The organism is Chitinophaga sp. CC14, assembly GCF_048957795.1.
Classification (GTDB): Bacteria; Bacteroidota; Bacteroidia; order Chitinophagales; family Chitinophagaceae; genus Chitinophaga; species Chitinophaga ginsengisegetis.
The window spans coordinates 2,073,514-2,095,747 of sequence record NZ_JARBFY010000001.1 but is presented as its reverse complement, the minus strand read 5'-3'; the positions used below and the strand labels follow the sequence as shown (position 1 = coordinate 2,095,747).

Annotated in this window: 9 protein-coding genes; all 9 read right to left on the bottom strand. The window is 44.2% G+C overall.

The window, feature by feature from the left end:
• Window positions 1-17: 17 nt before the first annotated feature.
• The 9 genes from PV783_RS08575 to PV783_RS08535 all read right to left on the bottom strand — a co-directional run bounded on the left by PV783_RS08575 (window position 18) and on the right by PV783_RS08535 (window position 22,198).
• The gene (locus tag PV783_RS08575) at window positions 18-2,201 is read right to left on the bottom strand and encodes a glycoside hydrolase family 3 C-terminal domain-containing protein (protein WP_420987720.1); all 2,184 of its coding nucleotides are present in this window, start codon (window positions 2,199-2,201) and stop codon (window positions 18-20) included.
• A gap of 125 nt (window positions 2,202-2,326) precedes the next feature.
• Window positions 2,327-3,778: a cellulase family glycosylhydrolase gene (locus PV783_RS08570; protein WP_420987719.1), complete on the bottom strand. Its 1,452-nt coding sequence runs from the start codon at window positions 3,776-3,778 to the stop codon at window positions 2,327-2,329.
• A 31-nt stretch (window positions 3,779-3,809) separates the two neighbouring features.
• The gene (locus PV783_RS08565) at window positions 3,810-5,024 is read right to left on the bottom strand and encodes a glycan-binding surface protein (protein WP_420987718.1); all 1,215 of its coding nucleotides are present in this window, start codon (window positions 5,022-5,024) and stop codon (window positions 3,810-3,812) included.
• Window positions 5,025-5,046: 22 nt separating this feature from the next.
• Window positions 5,047-6,624, bottom strand: coding sequence for a RagB/SusD family nutrient uptake outer membrane protein (locus PV783_RS08560; protein WP_079469162.1), 1,578 nt, complete (start codon window positions 6,622-6,624; stop codon window positions 5,047-5,049).
• 27 nt (window positions 6,625-6,651) lie between these two features.
• Entirely contained in the window at window positions 6,652-9,807 is a 3,156-nt protein-coding gene (locus PV783_RS08555) for a SusC/RagA family TonB-linked outer membrane protein (RefSeq protein ID WP_420987717.1), read from the bottom strand.
• Between the two features lie 557 nt (window positions 9,808-10,364).
• Window positions 10,365-11,957 (bottom strand): RagB/SusD family nutrient uptake outer membrane protein, encoded by a 1,593-nt coding sequence (locus tag PV783_RS08550; protein ID WP_079469164.1) that lies wholly within the window; start codon window positions 11,955-11,957, stop codon window positions 10,365-10,367.
• Window positions 11,958-11,975: 18 nt separating this feature from the next.
• Window positions 11,976-15,074 carry a SusC/RagA family TonB-linked outer membrane protein gene (locus tag PV783_RS08545; RefSeq protein ID WP_420987716.1) on the bottom strand — a complete coding sequence of 1,033 codons (3,099 nt, stop codon included), beginning with the start codon at window positions 15,072-15,074 and terminating at the stop codon, window positions 11,976-11,978.
• 42 nt (window positions 15,075-15,116) lie between these two features.
• A complete protein-coding gene (locus tag PV783_RS08540; protein WP_420987715.1) occupies window positions 15,117-17,972 on the bottom strand; it encodes a TIM-barrel domain-containing protein in 2,856 nt (951 codons plus the stop codon).
• A 128-nt stretch (window positions 17,973-18,100) separates the two neighbouring features.
• Window positions 18,101-22,198 carry a two-component regulator propeller domain-containing protein gene (locus PV783_RS08535; RefSeq protein ID WP_420987714.1) on the bottom strand — a complete coding sequence of 1,366 codons (4,098 nt, stop codon included), beginning with the start codon at window positions 22,196-22,198 and terminating at the stop codon, window positions 18,101-18,103.
• Window positions 22,199-22,234 lie beyond the last annotated feature (36 nt).

Genomic DNA, 22,234 nt, shown 5'->3' with positions numbered 1-22,234 from the left:
AGGGCCATTGTATTTAACTACTTAACCGAAACTTTCACCGATTTTGAAATATCACGTGATGAATTCCCGATGTGTAATACAAAATCGCCTGCTTCTACATTCCAGGCTTTTTTTGTTTCGTCATAAAACGCCAGATCTGAAATTTTCACTATCAGCTCCACCGTTTTTGATTCGCCAGGCTGCAGGAAAATCTTCTCAAAACCCTTCAATTCCTTTTCAGGCCGCAACACAGAACAAACCGGGTCACTGACATACAGCTGTACCACTTCTGCTCCGGCGCGGGAACCCGTATTTTTCACCGTGCATTTTGCATGAATAGTTTCTCCTTTCCCGTAATTACTTTTGTCTGTAGAAAAATTATTGATCGAGAAGCCTGTATAAGAAAGACCAAAACCAAATGGGAACTGGGGAACAATTTTCTTTGTATCAAACCAACGATATCCTACCAGGATATCTTCTTCATAATTTACAATAAGATTTCTACCAGGGAAATTACCCAATGCGTGTGCAGGTGACTGGTCCAGCGATACCGGTAATGTGAAAGGGAGTTTACCGGAGGGATTTATTTTACCACTCAACAGATCGGCTACTGCATTGCCGCCTTCCATGCCACCAAACCACGACCACAATATAGCAGGTACCCGCTGAACAATGCCTGATAATTTTACCGGTGATCCGGCAATAATAACAACCACTGTATTAGGATTGGCTTTGGCAACCTCACGAATCAAAACATCTTGTCCATAAGGTAAATCCATATTCTGCTTGTCGAAAGATTCTGTATCAAAATCATGATTTAATCCTCCGAAAACGATCACTACTTCCGACTGTTTTGCAACTTCAACAGCTTCCTCAATCAATTTCCAATCAATCCTATCTGCGCTTGTTTGGCCGGCATTACTGCCTTCTTTGAAAGTGGATTGTCTGGCGTATCCTTGTGCAAAATTCACTTTCACGGTAGCTCCAAATTTTTCCCGGATGGCTTCGAGCGGGGTAATTTCATACAACGATTTTATTTCGGAACTAAGCCCTCCGTCACAATGCCTGCGGGTGGCGTTATCGCCAATAACTGCCACTGATTTTATTTTACTGAAATTAAGTGGAAGTATGTTTCCGTTGTTTTGTAACAATACAGCTGCTTCCGCTGCATCGTTATATGCCGCCTGCTGATGTTCCGGCGTATTCATTTTCCCTTTCTCCCGGTTTCCTTCATCAAACATTTTTGTTTTTATCATTACCCGCAACACATTGGCAACCTTTTCGTCAACAACAGCAACAGGCACTTTTCCTTCCTCTACTGCCCTGATCAGCGGATTCGCAAAATACCATTCGTTGTAATCTTTTTTATCCGTGCCCATTTCCAGGTCAAGCCCGGCTAACGCGGCCTTTACAGTGGAATGTGCAGCCGCCCAATCCGTCATTAACACCCCTTTAAAATTAAATTCTTTACGAAGGAGTTCCCTGTCCAGGTATTTATTTTCAGAACACCAGTCGCCCCTGAATTTATTGTACGCCGCCATTACTGTGTAGGCGCCGCCTTCCGTTACGGATGCCTTAAATCCTGGCAAATAAATTTCACGCAATGCTCTTTCGCTCATGTATACATCGATAGAATCCCTGTGCTCCTCCTGGTTATTGGCCAGCCAGTGTTTTACGCTTACCGCCACATCTTTTGACTGTAACGCTTTGATATAAGCAACCGACATTCTTGAGATAAGAAACGGATCTTCACTCATATACTCGAAATTTCTTCCGCAAAGCGGCGAACGGATAATGTTGATACCCGGTCCGAGTAAAATATCTTTTTTCCGGAAGCGCGCTTCCTCACCCAATACAATTCCCCGCTCATAAGCCAGCCTGGGATTCCAGGTGGCAGCCAGCGCTGTGCCCGGAGGAAAGCAGGTGGCCGAATCATTGGTCCATCCTGCATAAGCCCAGTCGTGCCGGTTTATTTCTGCCCGCACGCCATGAGGCCCGTCGCTCAATGCCCATTCAGGAATACCCAATCTTTTTACTCCTGATACATAAAATTTTGAATTCCCGTGCAGGAGACTAACTTTCTCCTCCAGGGTCATCCGGCTGATTAATGAGTGGATCTTCTCCTCCTGCATTTTGTCGTTTACCACCAGCTGCGCACTGGCTATACCTGTCATCATTATGCCGGTAAAACCGAGTGCTAACTGCCTTGCTATTTTTTTCATTTATGTTAATTTCCTGTTTCAATACGTTCAATCGCAACCATACCTGTTTTTACGAAAGAAATGTATAAGGGATTCGTTAAACTTCATCCCTTATACATTCCGGAAACAATTTATCTGCCGGTGAATTATCTGCCACCAGCTACAAGCGCATCAATGGTGCGTTGATCACGCACGGTATTATTTCGTCTGTCCAAAGCGCCACCTGTATCCCAGAAAAAGGGTTTAATACCATTGGCGATTGCCTGCCTGGTTACATAGGTCAACCAATAATCCACGGCATCGTTGTGGGTGGCCAGATCTTTGGGCACATAATTGCTGCCGCCACGTCTGTAAGCGCCGTATTCACCCATTATAACAGGAATCTGTTTGTCTGTGAATTTGGTTTTCATTTTGCCAAAGGCGGTATTTACATCACCTTCTTCTCCCCATGTGGCGTTCCTGTCAGGTTCAATGGTAGAATGATGTCCGGCGCCCCAGTAGTAAAATATTTTACCCCAGGAAGCATCAGCATCCATTAAACAGAACTGGTATGGCGTGTAATAATGTACTTCCACCATCATGCGACCACTCACTGCATCTGTGGGGAGCGTATTCATCAGGTTATTGGTTTTATCAATATCGGTTGACGGTCCCTGCACCACCAGTACACGGTAGCTGTTACGTCCGCCGGTGGAACGGACTGCATTGATAAAGGTTTGATGATAACTGTTGAGGATGTCCATCTGCTCCGCATTTTCAGCGGGAGGTTCATTGGCGCTGGCGAACATCACATGCTCATCAAAATCACGCATGGTAGTAGCAATTTGTTCCCAGAATGCTTTCTGTTTGGCATTAACGGAATCCTTCTTTGCGCTGTTGATATTGGCATCCAGCCAACCACCATCCCAGTGGATATTGAGTAAAACATACATATCGTTATTCACACAATACTGAACTACCTGTTTTACCCTGTTGAGCCAGGTATCCTGGATCTTAGCAGTAGTTTGGTCGGAGTACTGGTTCCATGCACATGGAAGGCGGATGGCAGTAAATCCCTGCTGTTTTACAGACTGTATATAACTTTCACTGATCAAAGGATTTCCCCAGGCGGTTTCCCCACCGATAGCTTCCAGGGTGTTGCCAATATTCCAGCCCAGTTTAAATTTAGCAGCCAACTGCACGGCGTTACTTCCCATGCCGGTTGAATTGGCCGGCGCCGGCGATGTATTGTAGCCCGGGTATATACTGGCGGCCTGCGTTACTTTAACCCTGCGCAGCTGGCTACTTCCGGCATTCACCTCCAGTACAACAGAGCGCGCTGCGCCTGTGGTATTGGGAACGGTGGTCAACCGGATAGCAGCCGTGCTGCCCTTACCGGTCGACTGGCTTACCTGCAACCAGGAAGAAGCCGGGTTATTAATATTCCATTCCACATTACTGGCAATGGTTACATCGGAAGCGCCCCCATCTGCCTGAAAAGCAATTTCAGATGAAGAAACCGACAATTCAGGCGTGACGACGCTCTTCTTACTACAATAAGCAAACATTACGGCGGACACCACAAGTCCGATAAGTCCATACAAGTTTCTGGTTTTCATAATCATGATATTTGGTTAAAAATTTTTCCTGCTATTTAATTTTTACCACCCTGATATTATCTATAGCGGCTTTTAAACCGGAAGCCGAAGGAGAGGCAGAAAAGTTTTTAGTATGAATATTTACAGAACCTTTAGCTGAGCTACCCAGTAAAGTGGTCAAACTTGCCGCTGCCGTACCTTTACCGTCACTGCCCCTGAACTCTGATAACGGAAGGGTTACTGTATGCCAACCCTTCGTGACAAAGGGAATAACGCCATCGGCGCCTTGCCACGGCTCATAACGGGCCATATAATCAAATGAGTTACCTTTTAGTACATAAATAGAAGTGCCGGTCCATGCAGTGGGAACACTGATTTCAAACTTAATGGCATATTGATCAATAGGAACGTTTAAACTATCAACCGGAATCCACTGCACGTCGTTGGTGTTTATACTCCGCTGCCAGTTCCACCAGTTACCATCGCCTGCAGGCAGCACGTCATTATTTAACACTGCATAATAGCCCTTGTTGCCGGGGAAATTGGTGCTGCTGTTATCAGTGCCGGTGCCCCAACTGAAAGTATTGATATCATCAAAATTACAGAGAACACCAGTCGTAGGATCGTTTACATTAAAGGCGGTGGAAACTGTGCCGGATTTTGTGTTGATCACTACGGGGCCGCTTTGTGTAAGCGTTGGCAGTTTAAATCCGATGGACGTACCATCGCCGGCGGCAGCATAATCGGTTATTGGCGTGCCGGCAAAAGTCAATTCGTTTATAAAAAATAAATTTAACCCATAGATATAAACGGAATCGCCTGCTTTGGCATTTTCATTGGAAATGCTGGTAATAGTAGGTGCTGGAGCCACGATGCCGAATGTAAAAGTAGTAGCCCCATGCCTGGTAACATAACGGATGGTATTCAGACTTTCTGCAGGTACCGACGGAAATGGTATCACAGCCGGTACCAATACGGTAGCACTGGTATCTGAAAACATGATGCTGTTGATAGTAGCGGGTACGCCGTTGAAAGAGATCTGTACCGCATCCTTTAAGTTATGCCCGACGAGCACCACCCATTGCCCGGTAATGATTGAATTAACAAGCGTATCGGCAGGAGAAGCTGCATAATTTCTAACGCTGGTTATAACAGGAGCTGCTTCAGTTACATCTTTCTTACAGGCTGATTGCATCAGTGCAAAAACAGCAGCAAGCGCCAAAAACGGCAACCTCCAATAGCGTTGGTTGAATAGTATTTTATTCACGGTATAATGTTTTTAGTAGTTCTTAATAATATGACACCGGAGCTTCCAACAATTTTGGATTGGCCGTAACCTCAGAAGAAGGTATTGGAAAAGTGAAACTTTGAATAGTTGCAGGCGTAACAATACCATATGGATCTCCTGGTGTTATAACACCATTCGAAATGGTAAATGGTGCACGCCTTTCTCCATTTAATTTGCTGATTGCCTTGACTGGATTATAATAAGATAATCTAACCAGGTCTATCCAATATTGTCCTTCTCCCGCCAGTTCAATTCTTCTCTCAATAATTACGGAGTCAATATCTATTCTGGGGGCAGGAGCCATCCCGGCCCTTGTACGAACTTCGTTAAAGTAGTGAAGCGCCTCGCCATCCGCAGTAGAACCACTGTTACCGAGTATGGCTTCAGCGTAAATGAGGTAAACATCCGCCAGTCTTAATAATGCATTATGCTCTGTGGAGGAAGTCAGCGTCATAGTTGGGGCACTATTATCCTTGTTCGTGCCGATAATATGCTTCTTCAATCCAGAACTGCCTGTATACTTAAATCCTCCGCCTGCTGCGTTCAACTCCGGGTAATAATCCCCGTTAATCATAAAAGTGGCTTTACGCCTTACAGAATCCTTTGCTTTGTAAAGTTGGTACATATCTATGGTTGGGCTAATAGCAAACCAGCCAGCCGAGCCATTGGCAGATATTTCTACACCTCCCGGAGAATAGATCTGCAGCATATTTCCTTCCAACCAACCTCCACCCGGGGCCCACTGCAATGCAAACAATGACTCCGGATTGTCGTTAAACTGGGTTTTAAAGAGGTCGGCATAATTATTTACCAGTGCCCGGCCACTGTTTTTACACACATTCCCGGCGTATTTTTTTGCACTATCCAGGTAAGCCTGGTTTCTGGTACCTCCCTGCTGATTTAATCCGGCTACTGTCAGGTACACCTTACTTAACATACCTTGTGCGGACCAGGTAGTAACCCTTCCGGCAGCATCGGTAGGCGGGAGATTTGCAGCTGCAAAAGCCAGGTCGTTAATGGCGAATTTATATACGTCCTCCGTTTTTATACGGTTAATCAATGGAGATACAATCAGCTGGCTGTTATCTTCAATAACGGGTACAGCCCCCCATAATACTGCCAGGTTATAATAAGCAAATCCACGTATGAAGCGGGCTTCAGCGATAGCAGCATTTTTGTCCTTATCAGTGATGGAAGCCGGCGCTTTTTGCGCGATGGCATTGATGGTAACATTACAGTGTGCAATGATATTATACATTCCTTTCCAATTGGAAATCATGATACCATTTAAACCGGTAACTGTAAAAGTATTCAGCTGCACAGCATCTCCCCAATAACCAACCGCCATATTTCCACTCAGCACTTCGCCAACAGGTAAATAACAAGTATAGTTCCAGTCGGCCCAGGGTGTACCAGCATACAATGCAGCTGTTGCCAACCTGAGATCACCCGTAGTTTGATAAAAATTATCAGCACTTATCTGCGACAAGGGCGGACGATCCAAAAAACTTTTGGAGCATCCTGTTATAGCTATCGTAACCAGCAGGAAGGCAATTATTTTATCCAATATTAATCTCATAACTATTTATATTAACAGATGAATATTTTATTTAGTCAGTTTAATGTTCGCACCAATGGTAAACACACGGGGTTGCGGATAAAAACCGCCGTCAACACCAGCACTCAGCGGGTCCCATGATCCAATCTCCGGGTCCATTCCCTTATAGTTTGTAATAATGAATGCATTTGAAACATTGAAATAAACTCTCAGATATTTAATGCTGGCTTTAGCAAGCAGCTTTTCGGGGAGGGTATATCCTAAGGAAATATTCTTACATCTCAAAAAGCTTCCGTCTTCTACGAACTTGTCAGAATTCCTGTTATTATCATTAGTGTTATCATTCCTAATGCCGACTATCCTTGTTTCCGGGTTAGTGACCTGTATATTATTAATATCAGTGGCACTTCCTTTCGGATCAATCAGGGTTAGTTTCGCATAGTCATTTAATGACTTGAAATAACCAAAGCTGGTACCTGGGTATTCCCCATTTACGCGAAGTTGGTTAAATACTTTATTGCCAATGTTTGCTGCGAAAAATATATTCACATCAAAATTTCTATAGGAGAAAGTGTTATTGAAACCAATCTGGTATTTAGGTATGGGTGAACCAAGAAAGGTTTGATCGGATTCATTAATAACGCCGTCGCCATTAAAATCTTTAAACTTCAGATCACCATACCAGATACTTCCACCTGCAGCCCCTACTGGCAAAGGCACACCATTTTTAGTGGGTAATGCGTGGGTTTCAAAATCTTTTTTCGTTGCAAATACGCCACCGTCAATGACATAGCCATAAAACTCGCCGATAGATCTGCCTACAACCGTTTTACTATATTGCCTGTTCAGTGAAGCGCCATCGGTATTGAGCTTAAGCACTTCATTAATATTGCGGGAAACCGTCACATCAGTTTTCCAGCTGAAATTTTTGGTTTTAATATTGGTGGAACTGATTCTGAAATCAAAGCCCTTGTTATTAACAGTACCAACATTGACATATGGGGCTTCCATCGCGCCTGGCGAATAACCAATCGCCGTTCCGGAATACATAGGTAAAGGGATCTGCAGGACAAGACCATCAGTTTTTCGGTTATAAAAATCAACAGAGAAATTCAATCTCCAGTTAAAAAGCGTTCCTTCCAGTCCGATGTTGGCGTATTTTGTTTTTTCCCACTGTACGTAAGGGTTGCCCACATTCTGGGTAAGTTGTGCGATACCCGTTAACCCGGTAGCCACAGTGGCCAGTGTGGAGGTATAGGCATAATCCCGGATATTCTGATTATTGGTTAATCCATAACCCAGGCGCAGCTTTAACTCATTAACCTCCTTTACCGTTTTCAGGAATTCTTCGTTATTCAATTTCCAGGCAAATGCACCTGAGTAGGTATTCACCCAGCGGTTTTCAGGAGCAAACTTTGAAGAACCATCTGCCCTGAGATTAACGGTAAACAGGTACTTGTCGTTGATGCCGAAATTAATACGGCCAAAGTACGATTCCTGGGCACTTTGTCCTTTACTGCCGCTATTGGTGGCGGTGGTAGGATCACCACTGCTGATTACCTGCACACTATTTGAAGGGAAATTTGACCTGGACGCGCTGGAACCTTCACTGGTGCCTAGCTGTGCCTCATGCCCCAGTAATACGTTTACATTGTATCTCTCTTTAAACAGATGTGAATAGGTAAGGAAGTTTCTTAAAGTTGTAAATAAATTTTGCGAAAATTCATAAGACCCGCTGTTGGTATTGTTTTTTACAAGGCCAAATGTATAGGAAGGATTAAACCTGTCCTGCGTTGCCATTGAAAAACTTCCTGTTGCTTCATTCCGGAGGGTCAGGTCTTTGGTAAAAGCAATTTCCGCATATATATTACCAAAGAGCTGGTTTCTTTTTGCCTCATCTTTATTAATAAGGGCGATCGCATATGGGTTCACGGTGCTGTTCACCCATCCATTCGGATTATAGGCTCCTCCCCAGCTGCCATCCTCATTCTTTACGGCTATATCCGGCGTTTGGCTTAATGCGGTATTAATTACATTCGAGCTGGTTGAATTCACGTTCTCCTTGATATTAACCAATTGCAGGCTGGTACCGATCTTTAACCAGTTGGTTGTTTTATTATCGAGATTGAGTCTTAATGAAAGCCTGCGGAAATTGGAACCGAGCGCAATGCCTTCCTGGTTGAAATAGGAGCCCGACAGGAGGTATTGTGTTCTTGTATCTCCTCCATTAATGGATAATGTATGGTTGGTCATCGGGGCATTTCTGAAAAGTTCTTTCTGCCAGTTGGTGCCCTCGCCCAGGTACTTTGGATTTACAAATTCCGGGCGGGTATCAAATCCCCATCCTAACCCGGTATTTCTTTCATTTATAAAAGTGGCGTATTCCCTTAAATTCATTACAGGCAACCTTTTAGGTATTTGCTGGTAGCCTGTATACATATCATAGGAAATGCTTGGCGGAGCGACCTGCCCCCTCTTGGTGGTTATTACTATTACACCATTTGTTGCCTGTGAACCATAAATGGCCGTGGCTGATGCGTCTTTCAATACATCAATGGTTTCAATTTCAGAAGGATTGATACCTGCCAATGGATTCACGCCTGAGCCCAATGTGGCGGTGCCACCAATAATGATTCCATCTATTACATACATAGGCGAACCTCCCCCAAAAGAAGACAAGCCACGGATCTGTATCGATACAGCTCCACCTGGTTGACCTGATATTTGTTGTACCACTAACCCGGGAACCTTTCCCTGCAAAGCCTGGTCAAAGGTTACAGGCTGTGTTTTACGGAGCTCATCACCGGAAACAGAAGATATGGCGCCGGTAACGTCCTTCCGTTTGGCTTTACCGTAACCAATCACCACCACATCTTCCAGTTGTGAAATATTCTCACTCATTTCTATTTCAAGGGACGGTGTTTTGGCCACCACTTCTTTCTTCTGAAAACCTATCATGGTAATTACCAATACGCTTCCGGTGGGAGCGTCGATCGTAAACTTTCCTTCTCCATTGGTAATAGTGAAGCGGCTGGTGTTTTTTAAGGTAACAGTTGCACCCGGAACCGGGGAGGAATTACTTTTATTGATGATTCTACCACTTATTTTTGTTGTTTGTGCGGAGAGGTTTGTGCTGGAAAGGAATCCCAAAAGGATACCCAATAGCGGTAGTATTCGCAAGCGAATCATTTTGGTTGACTTCATTTTTTTCATTTTAACGTGTGCGGAAGATGATCCTCAGCGGCATTTTCAGCGAGGATGATATTTCATAAGGCCAGAATACTCGTAACAGGAACCAGGCAATTGTTAAGCGCCAATTCTTTTTCAGTAACTTCTATAGTTCCTATTAGTCACTTTTTTAATGTAATTGGTGACGACCTCAGGTTTAACAGCCTGAGGTGAATGACTAAGTAGAGGGATTGAAAAAGTAAACAGGTGGTCAGGATCTGCACTATGAGCAGAAGGACTTGCCAATAAGTCTCCATACGAGACATAGGCCGGCAAGCAAGGTAGCAGCAATTGTAGTTTCATATACGTGGATTGAATATTGTAAAGCTATTGCTATGTTGCCTGAATCAAGGGGGCCATTTGATTCAACCATGAGACCCGAATGTTACAATTCGGTGAATATCACTGTCAATGATTTGACAGCGCTTGAATTTAAAACCAGGAAAACCGGGGCCACCATCTTGCATTCATCCAACAACCACATTTTCTACCTACCCGGTCTTCCTGATAATATTATAGAATGGTTTAGCCTATTACCATCCTGCATTTTGCTTCAATACGTTATTCGATAATGTAATTTGTGAATAAGGGATCTGCACGAAGCCCTTTGTTTCTATTACCTTCGATGCCAAAATGGTTTTGGTGGTATTCACACCGCCATTTTGAAGGGTCACCGACTCGGCAATAGCTGATGCCGCAACATTCAGCCCCTGGCGAAGAAGATCCCAGTAACGGATCCCTTCTCCCGCAAATTCCAGCCTTCTTTCATTTATAATATTTGCCTGGCTCACCGGAACCTGCACAAAGCTGGTTCCCAGCGCCCTTCTGCGCACATCATCAAAGTAACCCTGCGCACCGCCGGCGCCCAATTCAGCCGCCATTAACAAAACATCAGCGTAGCGGATAGATACATAATCCTGGTACTGGCTGATCATGAAGCTCGCGCCGCCCATTTTTTCTGCAAGACTTCTTCCTGCCTCATCAGCCATGGGGGTATATTTTTTAATGCAGTAGCCGGTATACTCCCGTTGATCCTTTATGTTCTGAAAATCAAGCCCCTCGTCCACTATTGAAATGATAGAGGCATTTCTCCGGCTATCGCCGGCAGGGAAAGCTTTCCAAAGTTTTGGATTCACGGTGGCGCCGCCCCAGCCCATTCCATACGGATAAATACTTTGAACGCGAATACCGAACATCACCATCCACTGGTTACCATCCACATTTCCATTCCAATCGCTGGTGTAAGTGTACTTGATGGCAAACACCGTTTCCTTATTATCTTCTCCTACATAATTATTGAGAGAGGCAGCAGGCCATAAATTGGCAAATTTGTCAACCAACCCAAATCCTCCATTACTGATAACATCCTCGAGGTAAGCAAGCGCCTGGGCTTTTGAAACAGTTCCTACCAGGTCGGGCTTATTGTAATAACCGGTATAGCAAAGGAACACACGACCAATCAGTGATTCAGCAGCCCATTTGGTTACCCGTCCACGGGTAGAGGGGCTTTGTGCACCATAACCAGTAGCAGGAAGATTGGAAGCTGCAAATATCAGGTCGTCAGTAATGAGTTTATAAACGCTGTCTGCGCTGGCCTGCGGCACATTATCGGTGGTAGGTACGGTGATCAGTGGGACATTTCCCCATAACCGGACCATATCAAAATAACAATAGGCGCGTATGAACCTTGTTTCCGCTTCATATGTCTTACGCAAATTGTTATCTCCTTTCCAATCCACTCCGTCGAGGTGCGACAAAAGCATATTGGCGCGATAGATAGCCTTGTAGTAAAGCGCCCAGCTATCTCCAAACATATTTTGATCTGAGGGCGAACGGAGTTTGTCAAACTCGTCCATCATCTGAAAGCCGAAGCCGTCAGCATTACCGGTGGCTCCAAATGCATCGTCAGACATGATTTCCGACGCAACAGGAAAAGCAACGCCACCTGACCAAACACGCTGTAATCCATCATATACGCCCACCAATGCCTTCCAGGCATCATTCTGTGTTTTGTAAAAATTCTGCTCTGTGGCAGCCGTTACATCTTCTGAATCCAGAAAGTCCTTGTTACAGGCAATCAATGTCAACAATGCAGAAGCCAGTATATAAAATTTCAAGTTTTTCATCGCCAATTCATTTTTAATTTAAAACCGGATGTTTGCTCCAACCATAAATGTTCTGGGCCTGGGATAATATCCTAAGTCCACTCCCGATGAAAAGCCCTCGTTATACCCAACTTCAGGATCCATACCATTGTATTTGGTAAACAGGAAAGCATTCAGCACGGAAGCATATAATCTTACTTTGCCCAGGTAATTTTTTTTGATCAGGTTAGAAAAATCATAACCAAGGGTAATAGTGTTGATACGCAGATAATCTCCTTTATAAACGTACAGATCAGAGAACTGTGCCCAGTTAGCACCATCTTCTGTTACCCTGGGAATTCTGTTGGAAGTTCCCGGGCCATGCCAGCGGTCCAGTATTTCTGAAGTATAGTTACCAAAGCCGCCCGGTCCTCTGTACGACTGAACAAGCTGATTACCTGTTACACCGGAGGCCTGTACCAGGAGATCAAACCCTTTGTAATCGAGCGATATATTAAAACCATAGGTAAAATCAGGATTGGGATCACCGATATTGGTTTTGTCATTGGCATCAATAACACCATCGTTGTTCAAATCGATATAACGAACATCTCCGGGCTTAGCGGTGGGCTGAATCGGAGTTCCTGTTTTGCCTTTATAAGCCGCTACCTCATCATCCGACTGGAAAACGCCTGCAGTTTTAAATCCCCAGAAATAACCTACCGGTTCGCCGTTTGCTGCCCGGTAAAACTCACCGGCATTGGCATACAGCACATTGGTATTGCCATGAAGCACATGATCGTTTGTAGGAATATTTCCTATCCTGTTTTTATTATAGGCGCCGTTTACACCAACTGAATAATGGAAGTTTTTACCGATGCTGTTACGGTAATTCAGCGCCAGTTCAACGCCGGTGTTTTTCACATCACCCCCATTGATCAGCGGTGCATCTGCTCCGGCAGTAGCCAGAATAGGCACTGTAATTAACCAATCCTTTGTTTTTTTGACATAATAATCAAATGTCACATTCAGGCGCTGTAATATGGTAGCGTCAAAACCGATATTGGTTTGCTCGGATGTTTCCCATTTTACATCCGGATTGGCAATACGGCTTGGATAAGCGCCCTGCGTATTGGCTCCTTCTACCGGTCCGAATATATAACCTGCATTACTGAAACTGATGGGAGATACAAACTGGTACGCCGCTACGTTCTGATTGCCAACCTGGCCCCAGCTGCCGCGAAGTTTAAGGAAATTCAACCATTGTACGCCCTCCATAAAGTTCTCCATAGAAGTTACCCATCCTGCAGACACGGAAGGGAAATATCCCCAGCGATGATCCGGAGCGAATTTGGAAGATCCATCACCCCTGAATGTTACATTAACCAGGTATTTTTCCCGGAAGTTATATTGCAACCGTCCGAAGTAAGACATCAATGCATTTTCGGACGGACCGCCGCCAAGACTCATATAAGGAGCGCCCCTGGTCACATTCTGAGCAACAGAAAGGTAGGCATGTTGCATGTCGGCAACACGCAGATCCCAGTTGGAACCATTCATACCAACAGTTTGTGTTTTCAGCGAAGAACTACCCGCCATTACGCCGAAATGGTGATCAGCCGCAACATCAAAATCATAGCTGATTAAATTGTCGAACTGGATAGTCCGTCCATTACCCATTGATTGACTCACCTTAGCGGTATCATTCAAGGAATAAATAGAAAGATGATAAACCGGTGTATAACCATGACTTTGGTTAGCGGAATAATTTAAACCGAGGCTGGAGCGGAATTTTAAACCTTTAACAGGTTCCACCTGTAAATACACATCGCCAAATAAGCCCTGGCTGCTGTTCCGGTTGCGCGTGTTATAGTCCATCACTGCATACGGATTGGCTTCTGTATTATTCCATGCCTGATCAGGTTTTCCCGGATACCAGCCTTTTTTATCACTGCTGAAATAACTGCCATCTGTATCATACATTGGCAGGAACGGGCTGGTAGTAAAAGCAGAACGTAGTGTATTATTATACTGACCGTCTACAGCAATTCCGTGGCTGTTTTGATAGTTGAACGTAAGATGCTCTCCCAGCTTAACGATATTCTGGTATAAGTTATGTTCAGAATTTATTCTGAACGTGTAGCGGTCAAGGTAAGAGATATCAGATCCGCCCACGATGCCGCCCTGGCTGGTATATCCCAGGGATAAGGAATAGGTGGAAGCCGGTCCGCCACCCTGTACACCCAATACATAGTTTTGAGTCGGTACATTCTTTTTAAACATCTGGTCAAGCCAGTCTGTGTTTACCGGCAGGTTGTTGACTACCTCATTGCTGAAATAAGGCGCCTTACCGGAGTTAACAGCGGCTTCATTTATAATGGTAGCATAATCTTTTGCATTCAACAGTTTTGCTTTGCGGGCAAGCTGTTGGGCGCCATAAAAAACATCCAGGGTGACCTGTGGTTTTTGGTTGGCTTTTCCTGTTCTTGTGGTAACAAGGATAACGCCGTTGGCGGCCTGGGAACCATAAATAGCAGCAGATGCAGCGTCTTTCAGGATGTCGATGGATTCTATGTCCGCCGGGTTCAGGTAGGCGATGTCACCTGTCTGAACACCATCCACAATATATAAAGGAGCAAAGTTACCAACAGTACCTTTACCACGAATGATAACATTCATTCCTGAACCTGGCTGTCCCGAATAGGAAGTGATTTGCACACCGGGTGCCTGTCCCTGCAAAGCCTGCATTGCACTGGTAGTATTCTGTTTCTGGATGTCGGCGCCTTTTACCTGTATGTTAGCGCCTGTAACCAGTTTTTTCTTCTGTACGCCATAACCAATTACCACTACATTTTCCAGCTGGCTTTCGGCGTCCTGCAACTGAACTTTCAATTCGCGCGAGGTAACTTTTACCTCTTTTTCAACAAAACCAACGGATGTAATTACTATCACATCACCAATTGATGCCTCAATAGTAAATTTTCCTGCATCATCCGCAATGGTGGAGACACGGGTGCTTTTAACGGTTACTGATGCTGCAGGGACCGGAACGGAAGTACTTTGACTGGTGATCGTTCCATTCACCTTTGAAGTTTGGGCATAGGCATTTTTGCCCGGGGCGAAGACCCAAAGCGCGCCCCACAGCAGCAATACTCGCAAGTAAAAAAGTTTGGCTGATTTCATAATTGTGGATTTAACTGACTACTTTTTTATATCTATTTTTCTTCCTTCATAAACTACTTCCTTATCACATTTTGCATCAAGATCCAGACGCCTGGGTTCATTGGGCGCAATAATATTGATACGGATAGTTCTTTTCTGTAACATGCCATTGAATGATCCCTTCCGGTCTCCGACAGTAACAGTTCCTGTTGCCTGGGTATATTTTACCGGGATAATGGAAAAGGCGCCTTTTTCATAATTGTAATTGGCCCCTTCATCTTCATACAGGTTGAAAGACGCGTCTGCACCGGTGTAGATGTTCAATGTCAGGGTGTCGGCCTGTTTTTCTGTGGTGTATTGTAACCCGGGTCCGAAGGGAACGATGGATCCGGCTTTTACAAATAAAGGCATCCGTTCGTATGGCGCGTCGGCAGTAATTTTCTGACCACCTGCATACCACTTCCCGGAATAGAGGTCATACCATCCTGCGCTCCTGGGTAGATACAGGGCGCGTTTCGTTTGTCGGTATTCATATACGGGATTTATTAGCAACGAAGGACCAAACATATATTGATCAGTAATATTCAATACGGCGGTATCTGTTGCAAAGTCCATCGCAAGTCCCCGCATAATAGTGTAGTCATTGTGGTAAGTCCACCCGGCCAGCGAGTATATGTATGGCAGTAAACGGTAACGCAGCTTATCGTAATAGAGGAAACTCTCATAAGCAGGATGATCTTCAGGAGCAGTATTGAATACTTCGCGGTAAGGGAATTGCCCGTGAGACCGGAACAAAGGAACGAAAGCGCCAAACTGCGACCACCGGGTCATCAATTCCCTCCACTCCTCCAGTCCCGCTGCGTCCGGGTTTTCAAATTTGCGGGGCACCACAAAGCCACCAATATCCATCGTCCAGTAAGGAAGTCCGGACATAGAGAAATTAGCGCCTGCAGCTATTTGTGCTTTCATATCATTCCAGGTAGAGCCAATGTCACCACTCCATATCGCGGCAGCATAGCGCTGCGAACCTGCAAAGCCGGAACGTGTCAGCAAAAAGACCCTTTTATCCGGATCCGTTGAACGTTGTCCTTCATAAATTCCTTTTGCATTTTGCAGGGGATAAGCATTCAGAAATTCTGCCGCGCTACCCAAAGCAGTGGGTGTCATTTGCAGCTTTCTCTTTTCCGGATTTACATTGGAAACAATGTCCGGTTCACTGGCGTCCATCCACCATGCGTCAATTCCTTTACTATATATTTTTTCGTTGATCAGCTCCCAGAAGCCTTTCCGGGCCGCGTTGTTGAAAGCATCATAAAAAGTAGAAACGTATCCTTTACCTATCCAGTCTTTTTGTTGATCAGCGATGTTTCTTTTATAAAGCCATCCTTTTTTATCAAATTCATGGTAAGCTGATATGCCATCATAAAATTTCGGCCATACTGATATCATGATTTGAGTGTTGTACTTTTTATGCAGCAAATCAATCATGCTATCGGGAGAAGGAAAGCGTTTTTCATCGAACTCCTGGCTGCCCCATTCGGCTTCTCTCCAATAACTCCAGTCCAGCACAATGTTGTCAATGGGAATCTTTCTTTTGCGGAATTCAGCAACGGCGTTCAGTAACTCCTCCTGTGTTTTGTATCTCTCCCGGCTTTGCCAGAAGCCTAATGCCCATTTGGGAACAATAGGCGCCTTACCTGTAAGCGACCGGTAACCCGAAATCACTTCATCCATATTATTGCCATACACGAAGTAGTAGTCAACCTGTTTGCCGGCTTCGGAACAGAAACCAAAACTGTTTTGCTGCTCCTCGCTCAATGGCTCCTGCCATTTCAAAGAAAAATAGGACTCGCCGCCTTCAGGTATCCACTCAATTCTGACAGGTACTTTTTCTGCTTTTTTGAAGTTCCAGGAAACCAGTGCAGATGCGGGGTTCCATGCTTTTCTCCAGCGATCCAAAACAAGTTTTCCATCCAGCCATACTTTCACCGAGCCGCCATAAGTGAAACGGAACTGATGAAGACCGGAGAGATAACTGGAAAGACTTCCTTCCCAGGTCACCATGCCGGAGGCAGGTGTAAATTCCCGTGGCAAGAGGACTTTTGAATCTCCCAGGAACTCCATATTAATATTGGTCTCCGCTCTTTCGGTACTTATTTCCTGCGGTTTATGCGCATCATTGGAATAAGAGGCAGTAAGCCAGCCGGCTTCGCCTTTCTTTGAAAAAAGCTGCATAGAAGAAAGTGGATGAAGTGGCCTGATATCGCCGGCCCTGGTGAGGGAATAGTTGTCCCACAGAATACCATAGTTTTTATTGGAGATCATAAAAGGAACGGCCACTTCTGTATTGTTCTGGAAGAAGGTAACCTGTTGGCCACGATAGTTCATAATCCCGTCCTGGTGTTGCCCGAGCCCATACCATGCGTCTCCGGCAGCCGTCTGAAATGTTTGGCTAATCGTGTAATACCGTTTGCCGTCGAATATGGCGGATTGAAAATCCCGCCCGAAGGGTTGTTTCTCAGCCAGGATCTTTTTGCCTGCCAGATCCGTGAAAGTAACGGCTCCTGTGCCCCGGTCGACGGTGACAATCAATTTCTTTGTTTTGAGCGTCAGTGTTTCTTTGGAAGTACTGATATCCCAGGTAAGCCCTGTTTGTTTATGATAAACGGTTACCAGGCTGTTACCGGCTACTATTTCTTTTCCGGGAGCAGCGATCACTCTTATAATATCATCCGAAACAACTTCAAGTTTAACAGCATTTGTAGCGCCTGTAAGCAGAGAGTCTGTAAAAACTATAACCCCATCCGGAAGTTTAATGTAAGCAGGTGGCGCCGCCAATAAATTATTAAATAACGTAAAAGTCAGCAGGCTAAGCAGCAGCAATCGTAATTTCATATACGTGGATTAGATGCCGTAAAACTATTGCTATGGCGCCAGAAACCGGGGCGTCAAATGATTCAACCAAGGGGTTCAAATGTTACAAATACCTGAATATCACTGGTAGGATTTCGGGAGGCGGGTTATTAAAGGCCTTTATTTTTAAGATTTGCCAGGTACTCTGAAGGGGTGGTTTTGAATTCTTCTTTGAAAAGTTTACGGAATATTTTGGGGTCATTGAATCCTACCTGGTAGGCAACTTCTGAAATAGACATGCCGCTTTTGTCTAATAACTGGATAGCCCTTTTCAAACGGATTGAACGGATAAAATCTAACGGCGACTTACCGGTTAACGATTGTATCTTTCTGTACAGGGTAACCCTGCTCATGTACATCTCTTTACTGAACTCATCTACGGAAAATTCCGGATTGTCTATTTGTTTTTCGATAATGTCCAATGCCTGTTTAAGGAATTTTTCGTCTACAGGGGTGATGGTCACTTCCCCGGGGTTGACTTCAATCTGCTTTTGGAACCTCTTTTGCAATAATTTTTGTTGTGCCAGCAAATTATTGATCCGCGAAGCCAGGATCTCAAAGGTGAAGGGTTTGGTAATATAATCGTTCACGCCGGCTTTCAATCCCTCCAGCTGTTTTTCTTCACTTCCCATAGCGGTAAGCAAAATAACGGGAATATGAGCGGTGAGTGTTTCGGTTTTAATTTTCCTCGCAAGTTCAACGCCGTCCATTAAAGGCATCATGATGTCGCTTACCACAAGATCAGGATTTAACAGCTTTATTTTCTCCCAGCCCTCCTTCCCGTTTGCGGCTTCTTCAATATGGTACTGCCCTTTCAGGTTATCTTTTAAATAAAAGCGCAGGTCTTCATTGTCTTCCACTACGATTATTGTCTTCTTCTTATCCCCTTTCTTTTTTTCTTCCACTATTATTTGCTCCGTTTCCTCCGGGAATGTGGGCGTAGTTGAGGTCCGGCCGGAAGAAACATACACTTTCTTTGCAGGAAGCAATACAGTAAAACAGGTGCCCTGATCCGGTTCGCTTTTTACAGTGATGATCCCGTTGTGTAATCTTACAAACTCTTTTGTGATGGCCAATCCTATACCGGTTCCCTGGTTTACCATGCTCTCCGGAACGTCTGTCTGAAAAAACCGTTCAAAAATCTTTTCATGCTGATCGGCCGGGATGCCAATACCAGAATCCTTTATTTCGATAGCAAGCGTTCCATCGGAACCATTATCCGCCGGCTGCCTATACACTAAGTTAACGCTCACCATCCCACCATCGTGCGTATATTTAAAAGCGTTGGACAACAGGTTGAATAAAATCTTTTCAATTTTGTCTTTGTCAAAATAAATTTCGAGGCTATCAATGTCAGATGAGAATGAAAATCCGATCTTCTTTTTTTCTGCAATATCAGTAAAAGAGTAACTGGTTTCCCTGCAAAACCGGACAATATCGCCTATGGAAGGATGCAGTTTTACTTCCTGTACCTCCATCTTCCTGAAATCGAGCAGCTGGTTAACAAGGCTTAACAGGCGTTTTGCGTTACGCTGTACCAGGTTTAGTTGTTTTACCTGCTCTTCATCTGCCGTATTTTTAATGATCTTATCCAATGGCGCGATGATAAGACTCAGCGGCGTACGGAATTCGTGGCTTACATTGGTAAAGAATTTTGTTTTTAACTGCTCCAGTGCATGCGCCCTTTCTGCTTCCCTGCGCTGCTGGCGAACTTCAAAGCGCATATGTATCCTGTCTAATGTAATGCGCCGGATAAGCAGGAACAATCCCGTAGCGATCAATAAATATATAATGTATGCAACAGGGGTTCTCCAGAATGGGGGTTCAATATTGATCTGCAGCGTTTTCACCTCACTCCACAAACCAGCCCTGTTCAACACTTTTACTTTGAAAACATAGTGGCCGGGATTGAGATTGGTATAAGTGGCTCTCCGCTGATGACCATCTGCATACAACCAGTCTTCATTAAACCCTTCCAGCATATATGCATATTTATCATATGCGTTATGGGAAAAATCGAGCGCAGCAAAGTCGATGGAAAAAACATTTTCTTTATACTTCAGGTCAATACTTTGCAGCTGGGATAAGGAGCGTTTGAGCAGCACGCGGTTATTAACCAGTTCTCCGGGTTCAACATTTTTATTTAATATCTGAAAACCGGTGAAAACAATTTTAGGGTGATAAACAGAATTACCGATAGCAGCCGGATTGATAATATTAAACCCAGATGGCCCACCAAAGATTAATTCGCCGCTCCTCAGCTTTAATGCCGCGTTATCGTTAAACTCGCGGTTCTGCAGGTTGTTTGTTGCATCATAACTGATAACAGAAAAATCAAGATGCTTATTATCCTGGCGGGGAATGGCGTTACATAACCCACTGGGCGTAGAAATCCACAGGGTCTGACGGTCATCTTCAAGAATATTCAGGATCATATTATCGGGAAGGCCGTTTGATGCTGTGAATGTCCGAAACTCCTTTTTCTGTTCATCAAACAAATTCAAACCTTCCCTGGTTCCTACCCAAACCCGTCCCTTACTGTCTTCCAAAAGAGAGATAACACCATTATCGCTTAAACTATTCCTTGTATTTGTGTCCAGGTAGAAGACAGCAGCGGGTTTATTCTTTTCAATAACAGCAATGCCGTAACCTGTACCGATCCATAAATTTCCTTTTCTGTCCTCCATAATAGCAGAAACATAATTGGACAGTAACATTCCCTGCGCGGTTTTATAGTGGTTAAACTGGTTGGTCCTTCTGTCGAAACGATCCAAACCACCACCTAAAGTACCGATCCATAAATTCCGGTTCCTGTCTTCAAAAATTTCCCAGACCTTGTCATCTGTCAAACTGGAGGAATCATTCTCATTATGTCTGTACCGGGTGAACTTCTTACCATCGAAGCGATTGAGGCCACCGAGGTAGGTTCCAATCCAGAGAACATCTTCATGATCCATGCACAGGCTCACAATTACGTTGTTGCTCAGGCTGTTTTCATTTTTTGGATCGTACAGGTATTGTTTGAAAGTATTATTTTTCCTGTCAAAATAGATCAATCCTCCACCATTGGTTCCAATCCAGACATTACCCATCTTATCTTCAACAAAACGGTTTACATCGTCGAACTGCAGGCTTTTTGCATTTAATTCCTGGTGATGGTAATACGAAAACTGAACGATGTTGCCGTTATAATAATTCACGCCCTGCTTGTAGGTTCCCAGCCAGATAATCCCCTGATCATCCCTGTACATCGTTGTAATGGTATTCTGGCTGATGCTTTTGGGATCATTGGGGTTGTTCAGCAGGTAACTGGTATTGAGCCGGTTCTTTTTGTCGATCAACGTTACTCCTCCATGATCGGTTCCTACCCAGATCAAACCATTGCCATCCTGAACCACCTGGCTTACCAGTTCTGAATTCAATCTCGCCGGATACGAATTCTTATCAAACTGCGTGATGGTGTTATCTTCCGGGTGAAAAAGAAAAACACCGAAGTTATAACGCCAAAGCCAGAGATCATTATCGCTATCTATAAACAGCTTATAGGGGTTATCATCTTTATTACGTTTTTGGAAAGCAGTGGTGGAAGAAATTATTTTGTCCAGCTTTATATCATACTCCTGTAAAAAACCTGATTGATATACCAGCCATAACTTTCCGTCGTTTGTTTCACTAATGGAAGTAATCTTTTCGGAAGTTTGTGTTGCTTTCGGTTTGAATGGCTTTACTATTTTGTTGTCAGCGGAATACAGGAACAAACCCTTATCCTCATACAGGAACCAGTACCTGTTATTATTTCCTTTTACTATAATGGCAATAGTACCAGGCGGCAAACCGATAGCATGTAAATAGTCATCAGAGCTGCCATTGAATTTTTCCGTATCCGGATTATAAATACAGGGACCACCCATTGTAGATACCCACATTTTTCTATCAGGAAGTTCATAAAGTGACAAGATATTGTTGTCCTTTATGGAAGTACTGTCATTGTGATCTTTACGAAATACTTTACAGAAATATCCGTCATAACGATTAAGTCCATACGTAGTACCAAACCATAAAAAACCATCAGGATCCTTCAGCACAGTATTTACCTGGTTATGTGACAAACCGGTATACGTATTGAGCTTGGAAAAATTATAATGTTCGCTTTGTGCTAAAACAGAAAGAGATTGTAACAGCAAAATAATCCAAAAAAGGTAACGCATTGCATCTGATTTGACATATAAAAATTTGCGTTGTCC